Source organism: Staphylococcus sp. aM, from assembly GCF_052975125.1.
In genome coordinates this window covers 890,838-909,902 of the sequence record NZ_CP121447.1, presented here as the reverse complement: position 1 = coordinate 909,902, position 19,065 = coordinate 890,838, and the positions used below count along the sequence as shown (strand labels likewise).

General features: G+C 31.8%; 19 protein-coding genes and 1 pseudogene. 8 read left to right on the top strand and 12 right to left on the bottom strand.

Features of this window, described 5'->3' with window-relative positions; all coding sequences use genetic code 11:
- Positions 1-27 precede the first annotated feature (27 nt).
- Complete coding sequence (locus P7F85_RS04435) at positions 28-1,314, top strand: aminotransferase class I/II-fold pyridoxal phosphate-dependent enzyme (RefSeq protein ID WP_002466099.1); 1,287 nt, start codon at positions 28-30, stop codon at positions 1,312-1,314.
- Between the two features lie 69 nt (positions 1,315-1,383).
- On the opposite strand, the gene P7F85_RS04430 is transcribed toward P7F85_RS04435, so the two are convergent.
- The 4 genes from P7F85_RS04430 to P7F85_RS04415 all read right to left on the bottom strand — a co-directional run bounded on the left by P7F85_RS04430 (position 1,384) and on the right by P7F85_RS04415 (position 9,174).
- Entirely contained in the window at positions 1,384-1,692 is a 309-nt protein-coding gene (locus tag P7F85_RS04430; RefSeq protein ID WP_002466124.1) for a hypothetical protein, read from the bottom strand.
- A gap of 68 nt (positions 1,693-1,760) precedes the next feature.
- Complete coding sequence (locus P7F85_RS04425; RefSeq protein ID WP_046464266.1) at positions 1,761-8,078, bottom strand: SasC/FmtB family protein; 6,318 nt, start codon at positions 8,076-8,078, stop codon at positions 1,761-1,763.
- Between the two features lie 123 nt (positions 8,079-8,201).
- Positions 8,202-8,366: a YSIRK-type signal peptide-containing protein gene (locus P7F85_RS04420; RefSeq protein ID WP_080947557.1), complete on the bottom strand. Its 165-nt coding sequence runs from the start codon at positions 8,364-8,366 to the stop codon at positions 8,202-8,204.
- Positions 8,367-8,877: 511 nt separating this feature from the next.
- Positions 8,878-9,174 carry a hypothetical protein gene (locus tag P7F85_RS04415; protein WP_031464185.1) on the bottom strand — a complete coding sequence of 99 codons (297 nt, stop codon included), beginning with the start codon at positions 9,172-9,174 and terminating at the stop codon, positions 8,878-8,880.
- 537 nt (positions 9,175-9,711) lie between these two features.
- On the opposite strand from P7F85_RS04415, the gene P7F85_RS04410 reads away from it, so the two are divergent.
- The 6 genes from P7F85_RS04410 (at position 9,712) to P7F85_RS04385 (ending at position 12,838) form a co-directional block, all read left to right on the top strand.
- Positions 9,712-10,005, top strand: a complete 294-nt coding sequence (locus P7F85_RS04410) for a hypothetical protein (protein WP_046464264.1) — start codon at positions 9,712-9,714, stop codon at positions 10,003-10,005.
- Between the two features lie 64 nt (positions 10,006-10,069).
- On the top strand, positions 10,070-10,246 hold the full coding sequence (locus P7F85_RS04405; RefSeq protein ID WP_174221795.1) for a hypothetical protein: 177 nt from the start codon (positions 10,070-10,072) through the stop codon (positions 10,244-10,246).
- Between the two features lie 20 nt (positions 10,247-10,266).
- Entirely contained in the window at positions 10,267-10,896 is a 630-nt protein-coding gene (locus P7F85_RS04400) for a hypothetical protein (RefSeq protein WP_037555244.1), read from the top strand.
- 144 nt (positions 10,897-11,040) lie between these two features.
- Positions 11,041-11,442, top strand: a complete 402-nt coding sequence (locus P7F85_RS04395; RefSeq protein ID WP_031464183.1) for a sporulation protein — start codon at positions 11,041-11,043, stop codon at positions 11,440-11,442.
- A gap of 56 nt (positions 11,443-11,498) precedes the next feature.
- A complete protein-coding gene (locus P7F85_RS04390; RefSeq protein ID WP_011275321.1) occupies positions 11,499-11,660 on the top strand; it encodes a hypothetical protein in 162 nt (53 codons plus the stop codon).
- A 137-nt stretch (positions 11,661-11,797) separates the two neighbouring features.
- On the top strand, positions 11,798-12,838 hold the full coding sequence (locus tag P7F85_RS04385) for an Abi family protein (protein ID WP_031464182.1): 1,041 nt from the start codon (positions 11,798-11,800) through the stop codon (positions 12,836-12,838).
- Between the two features lie 562 nt (positions 12,839-13,400).
- Here the strand turns inward: P7F85_RS04385 and P7F85_RS04380 are convergent.
- Positions 13,401-14,018: a hypothetical protein gene (locus P7F85_RS04380; RefSeq protein WP_031464181.1), complete on the bottom strand. Its 618-nt coding sequence runs from the start codon at positions 14,016-14,018 to the stop codon at positions 13,401-13,403.
- A gap of 571 nt (positions 14,019-14,589) precedes the next feature.
- On the opposite strand from P7F85_RS04380, the gene P7F85_RS04375 reads away from it, so the two are divergent.
- Positions 14,590-15,297 (top strand): hypothetical protein, encoded by a 708-nt coding sequence (locus tag P7F85_RS04375; protein WP_046464263.1) that lies wholly within the window; start codon positions 14,590-14,592, stop codon positions 15,295-15,297.
- 223 nt (positions 15,298-15,520) lie between these two features.
- Here the strand turns inward: P7F85_RS04375 and P7F85_RS04370 are convergent, their stop codons facing one another.
- The 7 genes and pseudogenes from P7F85_RS04370 to P7F85_RS04340 all read right to left on the bottom strand — a co-directional run bounded on the left by P7F85_RS04370 (position 15,521) and on the right by P7F85_RS04340 (position 19,065).
- Positions 15,521-15,952, bottom strand: a complete 432-nt coding sequence (locus P7F85_RS04370) for a universal stress protein (RefSeq protein WP_031464179.1) — start codon at positions 15,950-15,952, stop codon at positions 15,521-15,523.
- Between the two features lie 547 nt (positions 15,953-16,499).
- On the bottom strand, positions 16,500-16,787 hold the full coding sequence (locus P7F85_RS04365; RefSeq protein ID WP_447158568.1) for a hypothetical protein: 288 nt from the start codon (positions 16,785-16,787) through the stop codon (positions 16,500-16,502).
- 32 nt (positions 16,788-16,819) lie between these two features.
- Positions 16,820-16,981: pseudogene (locus tag P7F85_RS04360) on the bottom strand (spore coat protein); the annotation flags it as partial.
- Positions 16,982-17,045: 64 nt separating this feature from the next.
- Positions 17,046-17,654, bottom strand: coding sequence for a hypothetical protein (locus P7F85_RS04355; RefSeq protein WP_046464261.1), 609 nt, complete (start codon positions 17,652-17,654; stop codon positions 17,046-17,048).
- On the bottom strand, positions 17,644-17,898 hold the full coding sequence (locus P7F85_RS04350; protein WP_031464175.1) for a hypothetical protein: 255 nt from the start codon (positions 17,896-17,898) through the stop codon (positions 17,644-17,646). Before P7F85_RS04350 ends, P7F85_RS04355 begins: the two co-directional genes overlap by 11 nt.
- Before the next feature lie 322 nt (positions 17,899-18,220).
- Positions 18,221-18,589 (bottom strand): hypothetical protein, encoded by a 369-nt coding sequence (locus P7F85_RS04345; protein ID WP_031464174.1) that lies wholly within the window; start codon positions 18,587-18,589, stop codon positions 18,221-18,223.
- Between the two features lie 11 nt (positions 18,590-18,600).
- Positions 18,601-19,065 carry a hypothetical protein gene (locus tag P7F85_RS04340; protein WP_228451007.1) on the bottom strand — a complete coding sequence of 155 codons (465 nt, stop codon included), beginning with the start codon at positions 19,063-19,065 and terminating at the stop codon, positions 18,601-18,603.

Sequence of the window (19,065 nt, the reverse complement as noted above, 5' to 3'; positions counted from 1 at the left end):
TAATTTAAAAAAGAGAGGTTATTCAATATGAACCCATTAGCCCAAAATTTAAATGAACAACTAAAACAATCAAATCCTGAAATCTTTTCAATGCTTTCAGATTTAGGGCAAAATATGTTTTATCCAAAAGGTATACTTTCTCAATCTGCTGAAGCAAAGAGCACTAAGTATAATGCAACAATAGGTATGGCAACCAATGATAAAGGTAAAATGTATGCCAATGCTCTAAATCAAATGTTTAATGAACTATCACCAGATGAAATTTTTCCATATGCGCCACCTCAAGGTGTTGAAGAATTGCGTGATTTATGGCAGGAAAAAATGTTAAAAGATAATCCTGATTTAACCAAAGAAGTCATGACAAGACCAATTGTTACTAATGCACTCACTCATGGACTTTCACTTGTCGCTGACCTATTCATTAATTCAGGAGATACTATTTTATTACCTGAGCATAACTGGGGGAACTATAAATTAGTATTTAACACACGACACAATGCAAATATTGATACTTATCCAATATTTGATAAAAATGGTCATTATACTACAGAAGCTTTAGTTAAATCTTTAGAATCTTATAATAAAGATAAAGTCGTAATGATTCTAAATTATCCAAATAATCCTACTGGGTATACACCTAATAATGAGGAAGTACAAACAATTGTCAAAGCTATCGAATCATTAGCAGCAAAAGGAACACAAGTTGTGGCAGTTATTGACGATGCATACTATGGATTATTTTATGAAGATGTCTACACTCAATCTCTATTCACTGCTTTAACAAATATTCACTCTAAAAATGTACTTCCAGTGAGATTAGATGGTGCAACTAAAGAATTCTTTGCGTGGGGATTCCGTGTAGGATTTATCACATTCGGTGTTGAGGACACACCTACTAAAGATGTTTTAGAAGCAAAAACTAAAGGACTAATACGTAGTAATATTTCAAGTGGTCCACTACCATCTCAAAGTGCTGTTAAACATGTCCTAAAAAATAATGATCAATTTAATAAGGAAATTGAACAAAATATAACTACATTACGAGAACGATATGAAGTAACAAAATCAGTCGTATATGCCGACCAATATCAATCTCATTGGCAAGCCTATGATTTTAATTCTGGTTACTTTATGGCAATTAAAGTTAAAGACGTAAATCCTGAAACATTACGTCAACATTTAATTGAAGAATATTCAATCGGTGTCATCGCATTAAATGAAACAGATATAAGAATCGCATTTAGTTGTGTAGAAAAAGATGATATTCCACATGTTTTTGATTCAATTGCTAAAGCAATTGATGATTTAAGATAATAAAACAAAAAGGTTAGACCACAAATTAAGTTGGTCTAACCTTTTTTTATACTATTTATATAATGAACTTTAGATAAATAGTAATAAAATAAATCCTATAATTGCTAATGAAAATGGTCCATAAGCTTTTAAGTTATCTTTAATTTTTAATCCTATAAAACCATCTATCAATTGAACTAGTGCCATTAAAAATGTCATAGCAAATAGAAACTGATGATTTATAAAGAATAATGTTGCAACGCATAATAATGCTATTGAAAAACTTCTAGCAAACGCATAAAGCGCATTCACTTGTTTAGTTTTAATACATGCATCGATTGCATAAAATAAACTTACTAACGAACTAATACTAGTAAAGATTGCGATAATAAAATACATAATAACTCCTTAAATTCTCTTTTTTAGTCAACATGTTATTAATATATTTTATTATATACCCTTTTATACTATAAGTCTTTTCTTTTCAAATTTAATTTACAAAGTATTAACCCTAAAAGTAATAAAACAATACTAGCGTTTCCTTTTTCATCGGTTTGTTTCTTTCCAGTATTCGGTAATTCTATTTTGCTTGCTTTCACCTGTTTCTTAATTACAGATTGCTTTTTAATATTTTCATTTTCAAATTCATAAACTGTATTTTCTTGTTTGTTGTAATTATCTAGGTCATAAACTAAACCTTTAAATTTCGGAATTATAAAATGAATAATTTCACTTTCATCGCTATTACCGAATTTACTACTTACTAGTAATTCTTTGAAATTTTGGGACATTCGATAATCAATTGTAACTATACCAGTTTTACGATCTATTTGAATTCCATTCATTTTCTTATTAAGTTTCCACTGATTAACAACTTTTGTCGCAATAAGTTCTTTATCAGTATTATTAGCCGAACTTATAATTTGTATTTTCATCTTATCTATTTTCCCATTTGGTTTAATAGAAACTGATTTTTTCTCTCTATCCCATGTGATTATTGGCGACATAGGTTTACTTTGTTTCACAGGGACATTAGTCACTATTTTTTCACTTGGATTACTATTACCATGGGTTTCACTCGCACTCACTTCACTACCGTTTTTGACGCCTTGGTAATTGACTGTTACTGTTCCACTTGTATTATCGATACTAATACCTGTTGGGGTGTCATTTAACGTCCATTGGTTTCCTACTTTAGTTGCGACAACTTCCTTCGCTTCTCCATTTGGCGCTACATAATGAATTGTCATTTTATCTGCATCACTTTGTGGTGTAACTGTTACACTTGCACTCGCTTCATCTGGTGTTATCACTGGCGCCATCGGCGTTGCTTCTTTCACTGGCACATTTGCTCTCGCTTCTGGACTTGTGTCACTATTACCGTGACTCTCATTAGCTGTAACTTCACTTCCATTTTGAACACCTTGATAGCTTATTGTCACTGCTCCACTCGCACTATCGATACTAATTCCTGTTGGGGTTTCATTTAATGTCCATTGGTTCCCTACTTTAGTTGCGATTACTTCCTTCGCATCTCCATTCGGTGCCACATAATGGACTGTCATCTTATCCGCATCACCTTGTGGTGTGACTGTTACACTTGCATTTGTTTCATCTTGGGTAACAACTGGAGCCGTCGGCGTTGCTTCTTTCATCGGTACATTCGCTCGTGCTTCTGGACTTGCATCACTATTGCCATGTGTTTCACTTGCGCTTATTTCACTTCCATTTTGAACGCCTTGATAATTCACTGTCACTGCTCCACTTGTATTATCAATACTTATTCCTGTTGGAACTTCATTTAATGTCCATTGGTTGCCTACTTTGGTTGCGACAACTTCTTTTGGATCTCCATTTGGCGCCACATAATGGACTGTCATTTTATCCGCATCACCTTGTGGTGTGACTGTTACACTTGCATTTGTTTCATCTTGGGTAACAACTGGAGCCGTCGGCGTTGCTTCTTTCATCGGTACATTCGCTCGTGCTTCTGGACTTGCATCACTATTACCGTGACTCTCATTGGCTGTGACTTCACTTCCATTTTGAACACCATTATAGCCTACTGTTATTGCGCCACTTGTGTTATCGATACTAATTCCTATTGGTGTATCGTTTAATGTCCATTGATTACCTACTTTAGTTGCGATTACTTCTTTTGGATCTCCATTCGGTGCCACATAATGTACAGTCATCTTATCCGCATCACCTTGCGGTATTACCGTTACACTCGCTTTCGCTTCATCTGGTATTATCACTGGCGCCGTCGGCGTTGCTTCTTTCATCGGTACATTCGCTCGTGCTTCTGGACTTGCATCACTATTACCGTGACTCTCATTAGCTGTAACTTCACTTCCATTTTGAACGCCTTGATAATTCACTGTTACTGCTCCACTTGTATTATCGATACTGATACCTGTTGGGGTGTCATTTAACGTCCATTGGTTTCCTACTTTAGTTGCGACAACTTCCTTCGCTTCTCCATTTGGCGCTACATAATGAATTGTCATCTTATCTGATTCACCTTGTGGTGTGACTGTTACACTCGCATTCGCTTCATCTGGTGTAATTGTTGGCGCCGCTGGCGTTGCTTCTTTCACTGGCACATTTGCTCTCGCTTCTGTACTTGTGTCACTATTTCCGTGACTCTCATTAGCTGTAACTTCACTTCCATTTTGAACACCTTGATAGCTTATTGTCACTGCTCCACTCGCATTATCGATACTAATTCCAGTCGGTGTCTCTTTTAATGTCCATTGGTTCCCTACTTTAGTTGCGATTACTTCCTTCGCATCTCCATTCGGCGCTACATAATGAATTGTCATTTTATCTGCATCACTTTGTGGTGTAACTGTTACACTTGCACTCGCTTCATCTGGTGTTATCACTGGCGCCATCGGCGTTGCTTCTTTCACTGGCACATTTGCTCTCGCTTCTGTACTTGTGTCACTATTTCCGTGACTCTCATTAGCTGTAACTTCACTTCCATTTTGAACACCTTGATAGCTTATTGTCACTGCTCCATTCGCATTATCGATACTAATTCCTGTTGGGGTTTCATTTAATGTCCATTGGTTACCTACTTTAGTTGCGATTACTTCCTTCGCATCTCCATTCGGTGCCACATAATGGACTGTCATCTTATCCGCATCATCTTGTGGTGTGACTGTTACACTTGCACTCGCTTCATCTGGTGTTATAACTGGCGCCACCGGCGTTGTTTCTTTCACTGGCACATTTGTTTGTACTTCTGGACTTACATCACTATTGCCATGTGTTTCACTTGCGCTTATTTCACTTCCATTTTGAACGCCTTGATAATTCACTGTCACTGCTCCACTTGTATTATCGATACTGATGCCAGTCGGTGTCTCATTTAATGTCCATTGGTTACCTACTTTAGTTGCGATAACCTCTTTTGGATCGCCATTTGGTGCTACATAATGGACTGTCATCTTATCTGAATCGCCTTGTGGTATGACTGTTACACTTGCACTCGCTTCATCTGGTGTAATTGTTGGCGCCGCTGGCGTCGCTTCTTTCACCGGTACATTTGCTCTTGCTTCTGGACTTGCATCACTATTACCATGTGTTTCGCTTACGCTTACTTCGCTGCCATTTTGAACGCCTTGATAATTCACTGTCACTGCTCCACTCGTATTATCGATACTAATTCCAGTCGGTGTCTCTTTTAATGCCCATTGGTTACCTACTTTAGTTGCGATAACTTCTTTTGGATCTCCATTTGGCGCAATATAGTGCACTGTCATCTTATCCGATTCACCTTGTGGTGTGACTGTTACACTTGCACTCGCTTCATCTGATGTTATCACTGGCACCATCGGCGTTGTTTCTTTCACTGGCACATTTGCTCGCGCTTTTGTACTTATGTCACTATTACCATGCGTTTCACTCGCACTGACTTCGCTGCCATTTTGAATACCTTGATAGCTTACTGTCACTGCACCACTCGCATTATCTATACTAATTCCTGTTGGCGTCTCATTTAATAACCACTGATTACCTGTTTTTGTTGCGATAACCTCTTTTGGATCGCCATTTGGTGCTACATAATGGACTGTCATCTTATCCGAATCACCTTGTGGTGTGACCGTTACACTTGCATTTGCTTCATCTGGTGTTATCACTGGCGCCATCGGCGTCGCTTCTTTTAATGGCACGTTTGCTCTTGCTTCTGTACTCGAATCACTGTTGCCATGACTCTCATTAGCTGTGACTTCACTTCCATTTTGAACACCTTGATAGCTTACTGTCACTGCTCCACTTGTATTATCTATACTGATGCCAATCGGTGTTTCATTTAATGTCCATTGGTTCCCTACTTTGCTTGCGAGAATCTCTTTTGGATCGCCATTTGGTGCTACATAATGGACTGTCATCTTATCCGAATCACCTTGTGGTATGACCGTTACACTTGCATTTGCTTCATCTGGTGTAATTGTTGGCGCCGCTGGCCTCGCTTCTTTCACCGGGACATTTGCTCGTGACTCTGGACTTGTATCACTATTTCCGTATTTTTCTGTAGAAATAACCTCGCTACCATTTTGAATACCTTGATAGCTTACTGTTACTGCTCCACTTGTATTATCTATACTGATGCCAGTCGGTGTCTCATTTAATGTCCACTGATCGCCTGTTTTTGTTGCGATTACTTCTTTTGGATCGCCATTTGGTGCTATATAATGGACTGTCATCTTATCCGAATCACCTTGTGGTGTTACCGTTACACTCGCGTTCGCTTCATCTGGTGTTATCACTGGCGCCAATGGTGTATCTTGTTTTAAAGGAACATTTTTTCTTACTTCATCACTTGGATCACTATTCCCGCTTGTATCATATGCGGAAACTTCACTACCGTTTTGTACACCTTGATAATTGACTGTCACTGAACCGTTTCTATTATCAATACTAAAACCTGTTGGGGTGTCATTCAATCTCCATTGATTTCCTGCTTTAGTAGCAATAACTTCTTTCGCATCTCCATTCGGACCAATGTATTGCACTGTCATTTTATCAGTATCTCCTTGTGGAGTAACCGTTAAACTTGCATTTTCTTCATTAGTAGTCATTACCGGTATAGAAGGCGTAAGCCGTTTAAGTTTGATTTTTTCATGTTCAATTTCAGTAGTAATTTGATTGATAAAATCTTGGTTTTTTCTATCAGCCATTGGCACATTATTGTTTGCTTCATCTAAAATAGCTTTTGCTTCATCAAGTTTTAATTTTAAATTATTAACTGAAACTGTTGTATAATCGGCTTCATTAATTGTATCCAAATATTGTTTCGTATCATTATATTTGTTTCTTAAGTCTTCTTTATACATTAATATCGCAACTTGTTGTTGTTCTACTTCATCTATACCTGATTTTTGTCTATCATCTCCTCGAAATGAAGCATCTGTTCTATAAGTTACATTTCCATCTAAATCTACAATACTTGGTTTCACAGCTGGAAAATCAACTGTATACGATATCGTTTTAGTAGTTCCAGCTGATACTTTTCCTGCATTAAGAGTTAATATACTCGTTGCCTCATTATAGTTTGTACTTGCGTTTGTTGCAGAAACAAATTTTGTTCCTTGAGGTAACGTTACTCGATAAATAGTTTCATTTGAGCTTGTATGGCCTTTATTTTCAAGGATTACTGTAATCGTGCCACGTGCATAATTTGAAGTTGATGAATCACTCGTAAAATCGTATTTGACTTCAGTTACTCTAGATACAACATAAGCACCACTATTAACATTAACCCTACTAACAGCACCACCATACATGTAATTTGGATTATCTCCAAAACCATACGCACTACTAGTTTGGTTAGAAGTTAATGTGTATGAATTTGAAATTGGAATAAAAGATAGTCTTACTCTATCAACATCACTCGGTATATTAATCATGAGATTAAGTTTTCCAGTTGGGTATTTACCCATACCATTTATTTGTTTATCAAATAATACTCGATTACCGTCTGGTGTAGTAATTTTGGCTTTAACACCAGGCCAAGCATTTATTGTTGCCAAAGCTGATGATATGAAATCTACGACTAATTCTGAATTAGGTGCAACATCAATATCTTGATAAATACCAGCTACTCTAGGATCAGGTACACGTCTTTCAAATCCATCTGTAGTTCTTGCTAGTACGACACCATAAGGAGCAGAACTATCACTCATAAATGTTGGGTAGTTTCTAACTCTAGTAGTCATTACAATTGGAAATTCTTTATCTGGATCTGTAGATAAACTCGTCCATCCTATAACATCTTTAACAACCGTTAAGCTTGTATTTTGATTGGGCAAATTCCCTCCAGATACTTGATCAAAGTGTCCGTTAATGACACCTGTATTAGTTTCATTGTATTTTAAAGGGTCATTACTGTTTTGATTAGGTACAGCCCTAAAACTTGTACCTCTTGGTTGTCGAACTACTTGAGAATGTTGATTATTGCTTGATGGCTCTGAATTGGTTGCAGGTACACCTTTATTGGCATTTTGCTTTTTAATAGTAAGAACTTGATCGTTATTCTTTTTTCTTTTTAATTTAGATGCACTGTTAATAAAATTTCTGTAATAGCCATCTATTTCTGCTTGAGTAGATTGCTTTTGTAAAAATTGTTCAGCATTAGAAATATCATGATTAAATTCTTTTATTGATTCATCTGTTTTATCATCTAAATTTATTTTTTTATACTGTTGAATTAATTGTTTTAATTGTTCATTATTTCCACTTATTGATTGTTCAGAAGTCACCTGTTTATCATCCATTATTGGCGTTGCTTCATTGTTAGTATTATTTGGTATTTCATTTATTATTTCGCTATTTTGATTAAGTTGTTTCTCATCTTGCTTATCTTTAACTACTTTACTATTTGTATAATTAAATTCTATTTAATTAGGTTGATTGATTTCTGCTGCATTTGCAATATTGGAATGTCCAAATAGTAAATACAAAGAAGCTATAGTTATACTTGTTACGCCATACCCTTTTAATTTTCTAATGGAAAAATAGTTTATTTTTTTATTTTCTTGGTTGTCTTTTCTAGGGTGTTTCAATTATGACTTCCTCCTTATTATTTGATTGTCAAAAAAGAATTATGCTCTAATTCAAGCCAACACATTGCTGATGAATTAAAACATTTATTTATAAAAATCACAATAAATAATATAACATTTAAGAAGTGGTGTCACAACTATTTTATTCTATGTGTTTTTTTGCTATTTTATTTGAAAAAGTTGTTATTATTTTTAATAACTAGCTTGAAAACGCATAATTTTTGATAAATAAAAAACTTTCTAGTGGAAGTTATCACTAGAAAGTTTTTATTATCATTATGTCTAATTTATGAAGGTTTTATCAATCGATCTATGCGATGGCGTGAACTTACATCATACCAGGCATTCTGTATATGCACAAACTACTATAAATACGTTAACAAAAGACTGTTAAATCAATGTTTTATAATTTCACATATGCCATTATTTTTAGTTTTTTCATTCTGTTATGACCAAATTATGACCACACAAAAAGTATTCATTCCCGTATGCGTGAGATAACTATTTCATATTAGTTAGTGAAATGATATTCACATGATTTACAATATAATTCAGTTTTCTTTTCACCACTAGATTTGCTTTTAAGTTTTCTTAAAAGCGTTATGATACCAATAAGTATTAAAATACTAAAAAGTGTACTCAAAGGCGAATTAATAATATTACCAGAAATTATTGCTACCAATATCATAAGTCCAGTGAACACATACATGGCCCCAAGCAAATAACTCAAACAACCGATTCCATATCCACTATCTTTTACTCTAACTGCCCCTGATCCACATCTAGGACAACGACTCCAACCACTCATTCTGATCACTCCTAATACTTTTATTTTTTACACAATATAACAATTTATCTATTATATTTTTTATTGCAATAAACTAATTATACACTTTAGAAATAGTTTTGCATACCTTGATTTTAATTAGTACCTGGTATTAATTTATGTTATAATAAAGATGTACCAATCAATAAAAGGTTGGTATATATTGTGCTTTTGATTTGAGCTTGTTCCTAATTTTTTAAGAAACAACTTCAATCACTCTTTTGGTTTATAATGTACTTTTCTACACTTGAAATAATCAATAATCTGATTGTATGCAGTCACTACACTTAATGTGTGGTGGCTTTTTTTAATACAGTTATCCGTCTTTTTATTTCTCACTGCAACACAGAGCTTCTCTCAGCGTCTTAAAATAATTAATAACTTAATATTTTATATACGTTATACATTTTAAATTAGTAAAATGATAGAATTATTTATATATTCGATATGGCAAATACGTTATTCAGTTTGAGCCATTGCGTGTGTTTGAATATAAAGATATAGAATAAGGAGGAACATATGGACGAAGTATTAGGATTTAGAGAAAGTATGAGAGAAGCAGATATTAAGTCTAAATTGGATAAAACTGAAAAAGGTTACTGGGATAATTTATCCGTTAACGAAAAGAGAGAGTACATTGAACTTTATAAACAAGATAAAGATAAATGTATTTCAACTATTACATCAAAAGTTAAAGAAATTGATCCAACGCATGAAAATGCATTTGTAAAAGCCAATAATGACAAATTGAACAAGTTCTTTAAAACTCAAGGTATTAACGAACCTACCGACACTACTAAAAAAAGCATTTAATAAGCAAAGAATAGATGCCAATTTTGATAATTTTTATCATGCTTTTAGAAAAATAACTTTTAACATGGAAAAACAAGCTACATATAATTACTATATGTCTCAACAAAAGCAAAACTTTGTTCAAATTGCACAACTAGATACTCTTATTAAGCAACATAATGATCTATTAAATCAAAATCATAAAGTATTACAGCAAAACGATGAAATTATAGAGTTGTTAAAACAAATAGCAAATAAATAATTATTTAAGGGAGAATATATATGAAAAGATTAGTAGGAATATTATTTGCATCTACACTTATTTTAGGCGCATGTAGCCAAGATGACACTAAAGAAGATGAAAATAAAAAATCAGAAAGCACTACTGAAAAGAAAGCTAACGATAAAAAAGATGAGAAAACTAAAGAAGATAAAAAATCTAAAGAAGAGAAGAAATCTCAAGAAAACGAAGACAACTCTACTGAAGAACAACACACAGAAGAAACAGCCACAAATGAACAGGTTCAATCTCAAGAGCAACAACAAACACAACAAACTAATCAACAAAATGGCGAATACGATAGTACTAAACACAGTGATGAATACAACGCTAGTCATCCGGTTTCAACTGATGATGACTGGACACCCGAAGAAAAGCAAAGATATGATGAAGGTATGAAAGAAATAGAACGACTTGAACAAAAAAATCAAGAAATGTCAGATCCTACGTATGATCCTAACAATCCATATATGAACATGCCTGACCAAGAATGGCGCAACAACACTGGAGGAGGTTTATCATCTGGAGAAATGCAAACAAGAAATGCAATATTAAATGGTACTTATGAAGGTGATGATGCGCAACAAGTACTTGATGCAATTAATTACTACGAGGAAAAATATTCCAAATAAATTTTATAGGTAGCAGGTTTATCCTTATTCATTACGGCGATTACTCTATCACGTTTGAGCCGTTGAGAGTTTTTAAATTGCATAGAGTGGATTAGTGTTATGGTAATTGTATAATTAAAAAATAATCAGAAAGGATTTGATTCTATGTTTGAAAATCTTCTTGCTTCTATTGGAATAAACTCTGTGAAGGTTGAAACTTTAGTAAAAAATAAAAGTATTCATAGCAATGATACTTTGGAAGGAATTGTAAGAATAGAGGGGGGTAGTTCTGCTCAAACTATTAACAAAATTTCATTAACTTTAGTAGAAAGATATGAAAATCCTGATAAAAATAGTCAATTTCCTGTTTTAGAAAATGAATTACAAACATTTACATTACACACAGATGTTGAATTAAAAGAACACCAAACAATAACAGAAGAATTCAAATTTAATATTTATGAATATGAATTTAAAAGCGAACCAAAACATTTAATATTAAAAACACATGCATATGTAGGTTATTCAGTTGATGCTTATGACGAAGATAAAATTGTTTTTAAATAAAAAATTGATGTTTTTATAAAATCTTATTATTAAAAACAAACCAAAGGGGATATATTATGAAAAAATTCTTAGCATTAATTTTCGCAAGCACATTAATTTTAGGAGCATGTGGCACTAAAGATGTAGAAGAGAGCGCAAAGAAAAGGAAAGATCCTAAAACTGAAGTAGATGATAAAGGTAGAGTTAAGGGAGAAAAGATTGAAAAAGAGCTAAAATAACATATAATTTGATTTTGAAATTGACTAATAAAGGAAAACCATATATAATGCAAGTATGAAATAGTTGTTCTGTGAAACGACTCAAGAAACCTCTCATGCTTGCATGAGGGGTTTTTTCGTTGTAGGAGAGAATTCTATTGAAAGACATAAATGCCATAAAAACTTATTTAAAGATTTCCCCAGAATCAAAACCTTATTTAAGTTGTAAAGAGCAAATAATTTTATTAAAAGAAAGAGGCTTAATTATTGATGACGAAAAATTTGCATTAATGCAGTTGGAAACAATTTCCTATTATTCATTAATCAATGCTTATTCACACTTTTTCAAACAAAAAAATAATGAATTTTTTGCAAACGGTACGCATTTCAGAGATTTGTTTCATTGTTATCAAAATGACATGAGGTTAAAAAATTTATATTTTAAGTATTTGATTTTGATTGAACAATCTTTAAAAAATAATGTTGCTGCAGTAGTAGCCAAAAACTTTGGAGTAAACGAACCTAAAACAAAAAGTACAAATAATCCGAAACTTTTCGATAGAAAATACAGTTATCTAGACACTTACCATTATGACCCCCATAAAAGTAAGAGAGCTGGAGTATTAGATGACATTAGTAAATCTTTAAATTGGAAAAAAGTGGAGTCAATTAATCATTATAAAGAAAACCATAACCATGTACCACCATGGATAATCATATTGCCTCACAATTTCGGTTTAACAATTAAATGGTTAAGTATTCTAAAGAAAAGCCATAAAATTGAAGTGTTAAAAAGTATTTCTAATATAACTGTTAACGAAAAAGATTTATCAAGCATAGGAGTAGACTCATTAAATTTATTAAGAGAATTCAGAAATAGAATAGCACATGGTCATAGATTTTATTCTTTTAAATCTGAATACCAATTATCTCTAACACATTTCAATAATATAATCGGATACGAATTACTTTTAAAAAAAGACTATTCTAAAGACATTGGGCGAAATGATTTGTATGCGTTAACGTTAATAATTCTTTTATTTACTAGAAACAAACCAACTAGAGATAAATTAATCGAAGAATTATTTAAAATATACGGTGAAATGGATCAATATAACAAAATAAATTTACTAGAATCAATTGGTTTTACTTACGATTTAATTCGAAAACTTTCTTTTCTTAATGAAAATTATCTCTAGAATATTAGTAATAGATTTTGGGTAGTTCCACCTACCCTTATTATTTTTTTACTTCCTAATTGTCAAAAAAAAACGCCATCTTGTAAGTGACGTTTGAACTATTTCATTATTTATCATATTTATTATCTTTAATTTTGAAAATATCTCTTATCAATTCGCTACTTCCTATCCAATTAGAAATAGTACTCATAATAAAGTTTACTAATTTTCCTATTAGTTCCATAGACATATCTCCTTTAATATCTCTACTTTACTAATACCACTATTCAACTTTTTTAATTATAAATAAATATCCTATCATCATTTAACTTCACAGATGGTACTATTCTTCTATCTACACCATTCTTTACTAACATTAAATTAAAGGATAGTATAATACCTACTCGCTCTGCTGCGTTTGATTTGTTCCATATCTCTATTTCCTTATCCGTCATTAGATCAGTATAAGTAATAACAGCCACTTTTTAATTTTGTACAAGTACTCAAAATAAAAAACGCCACTTTGTAAGTGACGTTTAAAAAATATTTAACTTATATTACTAATTTGAGAAACTACCTAACATCAATCTATATTATTTCTTAGTTCTTTTACTTCCTCAATAACTTCTTTTTGGTTTTTTAACCATATATTTTCGTCGATATTAATTTCCCAATGATGTTTAAGTAAATATTTAGTATACAGGCGTATTATTTTACTATCTATATATTCTATATAAATAGTATAATCTTTACTTTTAAAGCAAGGTTTTTCAGAAAGTTTTTGTTTTATTTTTCGGTTATATTTTGTATCTAACATTTCATTTAATTCCTTATAAATCTTTTTAGTCATAGATTTAAAATCACATCCATCACTTTCAACATTATGAGGTTGATATCTTAGTGAAGCCAACACTCTATATATATCGTCAGTTGTCATAAATGTTTTAGAAGCTACATTCATTAATTCTTTACGCCATTCTGATTTTTGGTCTAAGTCATTAAGTAATTCTTGGTTTTTTAACTCTTGGTTTTTTAATAGTTCTTGATTTTTTAATTCTTGATTACTTTCTATTGTTTTACGAACTCCTTGAACAGCAATCACTGCTCCTACAATAGTACATACACCTGTAATAAATGCAGCTAATATCTCAGCATCTAGTAAGGTAGTAACAATCTTTAATAAATCAAAAATCTGTATCATATTAATTACCTCTCTTCGAAATAGGTTATCAAAATAAATGTTAAGTATTACTTAATATTACTATAATGACTAGAAAAAAATATAGATATAGTCCTAATTTAGGACTCCACCTGTGTATTAACGTGTCTAAATTGGAAATGTACCTATGTATCGAAGCGGTTGCTGTATTCACTTACCTAACGTCGTAAGTTGCGACACATGAGATAACATTTGTTCACTTATCTATGGAGTATCTTTTTTATTTAAAACCACTTCCCTATTATAAGGTACTGGTTACAAGCGTACTTTTAAGTCCGTTTGTAACTTTATGAAATGTAAAGTTTTGACAAGTTATAAATAAAAAAACTGCACCCAAAGGATACAGTCAGTTTATTAAAGGATACTCGATTTTGAGTAGTAAGTTTAGTAGCTGCGTTCATTATCTTATAAACGGCTCTAAATGTAAATAGAAAACGCTTACTTTTATGTTTGTGAAAAATTATACGTCATATTTACATTTCTTTTTCAACTCTGTATTATTTCTATATAGTATCAAGACAAGAAAAAACTCGTTTCAAAAAAACAGAAAGAAGTGAGAACTATAAATATTATTTGTAATGAACAAGTACAACAATATCTTTACGAACATGGAGCTGAATTATTAGGGTCAATTGTAACTACACTAGCTTTTATATTCACGTTTACAAAAATGCTTATAGATAATAATAAAGATAAAAAGACAGAAGAAATAAGAAATCAAAAAACATTAAAAATGTTAGATTTAATTAGTGAAAAACATATAGAAAATATAAAAAATATAAGAGAAAAACTAGAGAATGCAAAAACAGGTATACACATAATGACAGGAACAAATGATAACAATCCAACCTATCAAATAGATTTAGAAAACGTAGACAGTACCAACAGTATGCACAGAAAAAAAGTTTATAATACATACTCAAGCGATATATATACAGTTTTAAACAGTTTCAAAATAATAAAAGAAAATAATACAGAAAAAATATTAGAAGAGTATAAAGACGAATTAACAACAGTACTAAGTAATCAACACATAAATTTAAACTTAGATTCTTTAAATAAAATTAATAATAAAATAAATACTTTAACTAGCTCATTAAATAAGGTGAAACAAATGGATGAGCTTATCAATATAATAGAAATCTCAGCAGATGAAGAAGTAAACGATCCTAGCTACATAAAACCAAAAGAAACGAAAGAAACGAAAAAAAAGAAAAAGATAGAAAAGCATGGTATGCACAAGAAAAAGAAAAAAAACTAAAAAAATTAGAAGACATAAAAAAAGAATTAAAAAAATCTGAACAGTTCTTAACATAAAATTTATTGCTTTATTCCAATTGCTTTATTGACGTTGAGCCTCGGAACCCTTAACAATCCCAAAACTTGTCGAATGGTCGGCTTAATAGCTCACGCTATGCCGACATTCGTCTGCAAGTTTAGTTAAGGGTTCTTCTCAACATCAATAAATTTCTTACTTCTTATGTTTATTTAACAATTAGTACTGGGACAGAACTTCTTTTAGCAATCTTATGTGTAACATCTCCTAAAACATATTTAATATTCAAATCGACTCTATGATTACTCATAATTACTAAATCAAATTCACCATTATTTATATCTCCAGAAGTAATTTTTTCTAAGATTGTATTTTTAATATGTCCAAAATCTACATCTATTTTATATTGAATATCTCTTTTTTCTAATTCACGTAAAAATGGAGTGAGTTTTTTTTCTTTTTCTCTAATAATATCTTTTTTATGCTTATTATAATATTTGACACTAATTGCAAGATCATTTTCTGTTACAACGTGATAAATTACAACAACTGAATCTTCATCGGTGACTTTTTCTAAATAGTCAGGGATAGCACTAAAATCATTTTCGAAATCATAAGGTAATAATATATTTTTGAACATCTACACCAGCCTCCTATTACTTATATATATACCCTAAATATATATACTTATTCTGGTTCTGTTGCAAAGTAAAAAATATAGCTAACCACTATTTGAAATTTTAAGATACTTTTTTAGATCATTTAGGGGATTTCATATATATTTTATTTACAGTCTATTAAAACGCAAATATGAGATAAATTTAAAAATTAGAAAAAACAAACATTTACTTTAATACTAACAAATTAAACTCTTATTTAATACTAAATACAGAATAAAGAGTACTATAAAATACCAATGCCTTAATTATTTATTAATGAAAATAAGCTCTTGCTTTTCTATGCTCAATAATTTTTGGTCACAAAAAAAGTCTAATCAAATAAGCTGCTACTCAAAAGGATAGACGGACTACCCGTAATATTACACAAAAAAGAACAAACGAATTAACACCTGGCCACAGATTATCTCACCTCACAAAGTATTGCCTAGTCTTAATTATAAGCTATAAATAATCATGAAGTTACTAATACTCAATTAAATGTCCGCTTTTTACATATTTAAGCTATTGCTAAAACTTCCTAAAATATAAGGTTTTGACATGTTGTAAATAAAAAAGATCGCATCTAATGAATGCTTCACGTTGTTTGAGTTGACGTTTTAAATCTTCTAATTCTTTTCGTGTCATATCTGAAGGTTTCTTAACTTCTCCGTTGCTTAGTTCTTGAGGTTCTTCTCTTATGTCGTTAGGTAAAGTTGCTAATTCATACATGACAGTCAAACCTAGATTTTTCCCCGGGGAAATTTCAGAGAATTCTTCGCTAACTTTAATAAATTTACTTGCTTGCGATTTATTCAAATTAACTTTTTCAAGCCATTTACCAAATTCTCCATGTGCGATACATTTAAATGATAACTTTCTTCAATTTGCATCTCTATAGATCTAATTTTACGATTTATGATTAGTGGATTGTACTTTAGCAACAACTCATACTCTGAAATTTTTTGTTCTTCTATATAATACAATATTGATTTATTTTGTTTTAATATCATGGTCAGCCTCCCTGATTTTAAAATAGAGGGAAGACGTTGACAATAAAGTCAACGCCTTTAAATACTATTTTTTGCTTGGTGCTAAATTTGGGTAATTAATCATCTTTTTACCTAATGTTTTTTTTTGCAATAAACCAGTTGCTTTTTGCCACATAAAATCGCTATAGAATCTTTTTGCATCATAGTACTTGAATTCGCCTTCTATAATTGGTTTAGCAACATCATTTAACGATTGTTGATTGATTATTTCACCGATATAATTATTGTTGCTTTCAATTTTAGCTTTAAGCTCATTGATTTGTTGGTTGATACTTTCATTTTCTTTCTCAACTGATTTAATAACCTTATTAGCATTATCTGTCTCACTATATGCTACTTTTTGTAATTGATCTAGTGATTTAATATTACTCGGTAAATTGACTACAATTTGACCATTAACATTTGGATTAGTAGCTTTTTCTCGTCTTAAATTATCTATCTCATTTAAAATTAATTCATATTCTTGTGTACTCAAGTTGCCTTCTTCTAATTTGTTGTATAATACATTAATACTATCTTGATATGAGCCATTATTAGCAATATGTTTACTTTGCTTCAACATATCTTTTATTACTTCTAAATGCGTTGGAAAAATTTCATTAACCGTTGGTTTTGAGTTTGTTTTACTTCCCATAATATCTCTCCTTATTCTTTTTAAGTAAATTTTTAATTTTATTTACTGCACTATGTTCTTTTTGATAATCCATTAGTTCGTTAACCCAATTCTCAACTACACTTAATTCTCTAAGTACACTAGTAAGTTGTCGATTCTTCGCTTTATCAATGAAATTCTGTTGTTTCACACCATCAATTTCTTCACGAATTTCTTTTATCTTACTTTTTATATGGTTCCATTCAAACATATTGATATTACTCACTACACGACCTCCTTTGTTTTATTTAGATTTATCTTGTTAACTAAATTGATAAAGTCAGCGCAAGATATGTTGCTTTTATGCAGGGGTAGGGGTTATACGTAGAACAAATTGAAAAGTTGCGAAGTCGAGCCCACCCGCCGTTCTCCCGTTTGGTCAAAAATGGTTAAATGGTTTCGACGGGGGGGATAATCTCCGCAATATTTACTTCTGTTTCATATCAAGATAATGTTTATAACTAATTCCTTTAACAACTTTTTCAGATGTCTCACAATATAATAAATAACGTGCTATCAGTTTACTGTATCCCATAACGCAACATCTCCTAATGTAATAGTGTATTCATCGTCTCACTTAGCTTCAGTGTCACAGGCAACCAACGTGTATCTGAACAATCAAATGGATTTGTCATAATAGGTAGATCTAGATACATACCATGTCTTGCATAAGTTGTTACATCTGTTCGTTCTAGTTCAAGTTGTTCTGATGTTAGTAAATTACCTACTATATTAATAACTTCCATACTCCACCCATGCCACAACACTATGTTCTCATTGTCTACATGAACGAATGTAAACTCGCCTTGATACTCAATGCACAATGATTCAAAGAGTTCTTCTAAATCAACAAAGGTTACATGGGTTTGGTATTTAATATAGTTGATAATATATACTTTCAATTCATCTTTAGACATGTCATACTCCCTTACGCTTTGACCTTGTTCATATTGTTCTTCACATGTTTAATAGGAGATACATAACTTACTTCCCTCTCGATGTGCTGCATACGATTACCTATACGATACTGATACCAATATGCATTATTACTAATCATCACATTCAATTCATTGATAAGGAACTCTATTGTCTTTATGTCTGCTCGTAAGAAGATTGTCATATGTCCTACGCTTGTATAGTGGTGCTTAAGGTTGTATCCTCTTAACCATAAGAACAGTAGCTCCATATTCAGTTTAGATTGAAGATATGCCTGACCTTTACTTGATAAACACCAGTCACATGTGATGAAGTCTATTTCTAAATACTGATACTTTCCATGAGTTTTATAGATATGGCAGATAGGTTTATTGTTAGTCTTTAACTGATTGATATCCAGATGATTCAGTCTTTGTTTATTTAGTGCGAATGTTTGAGATAACCTTTTGTGTATCAT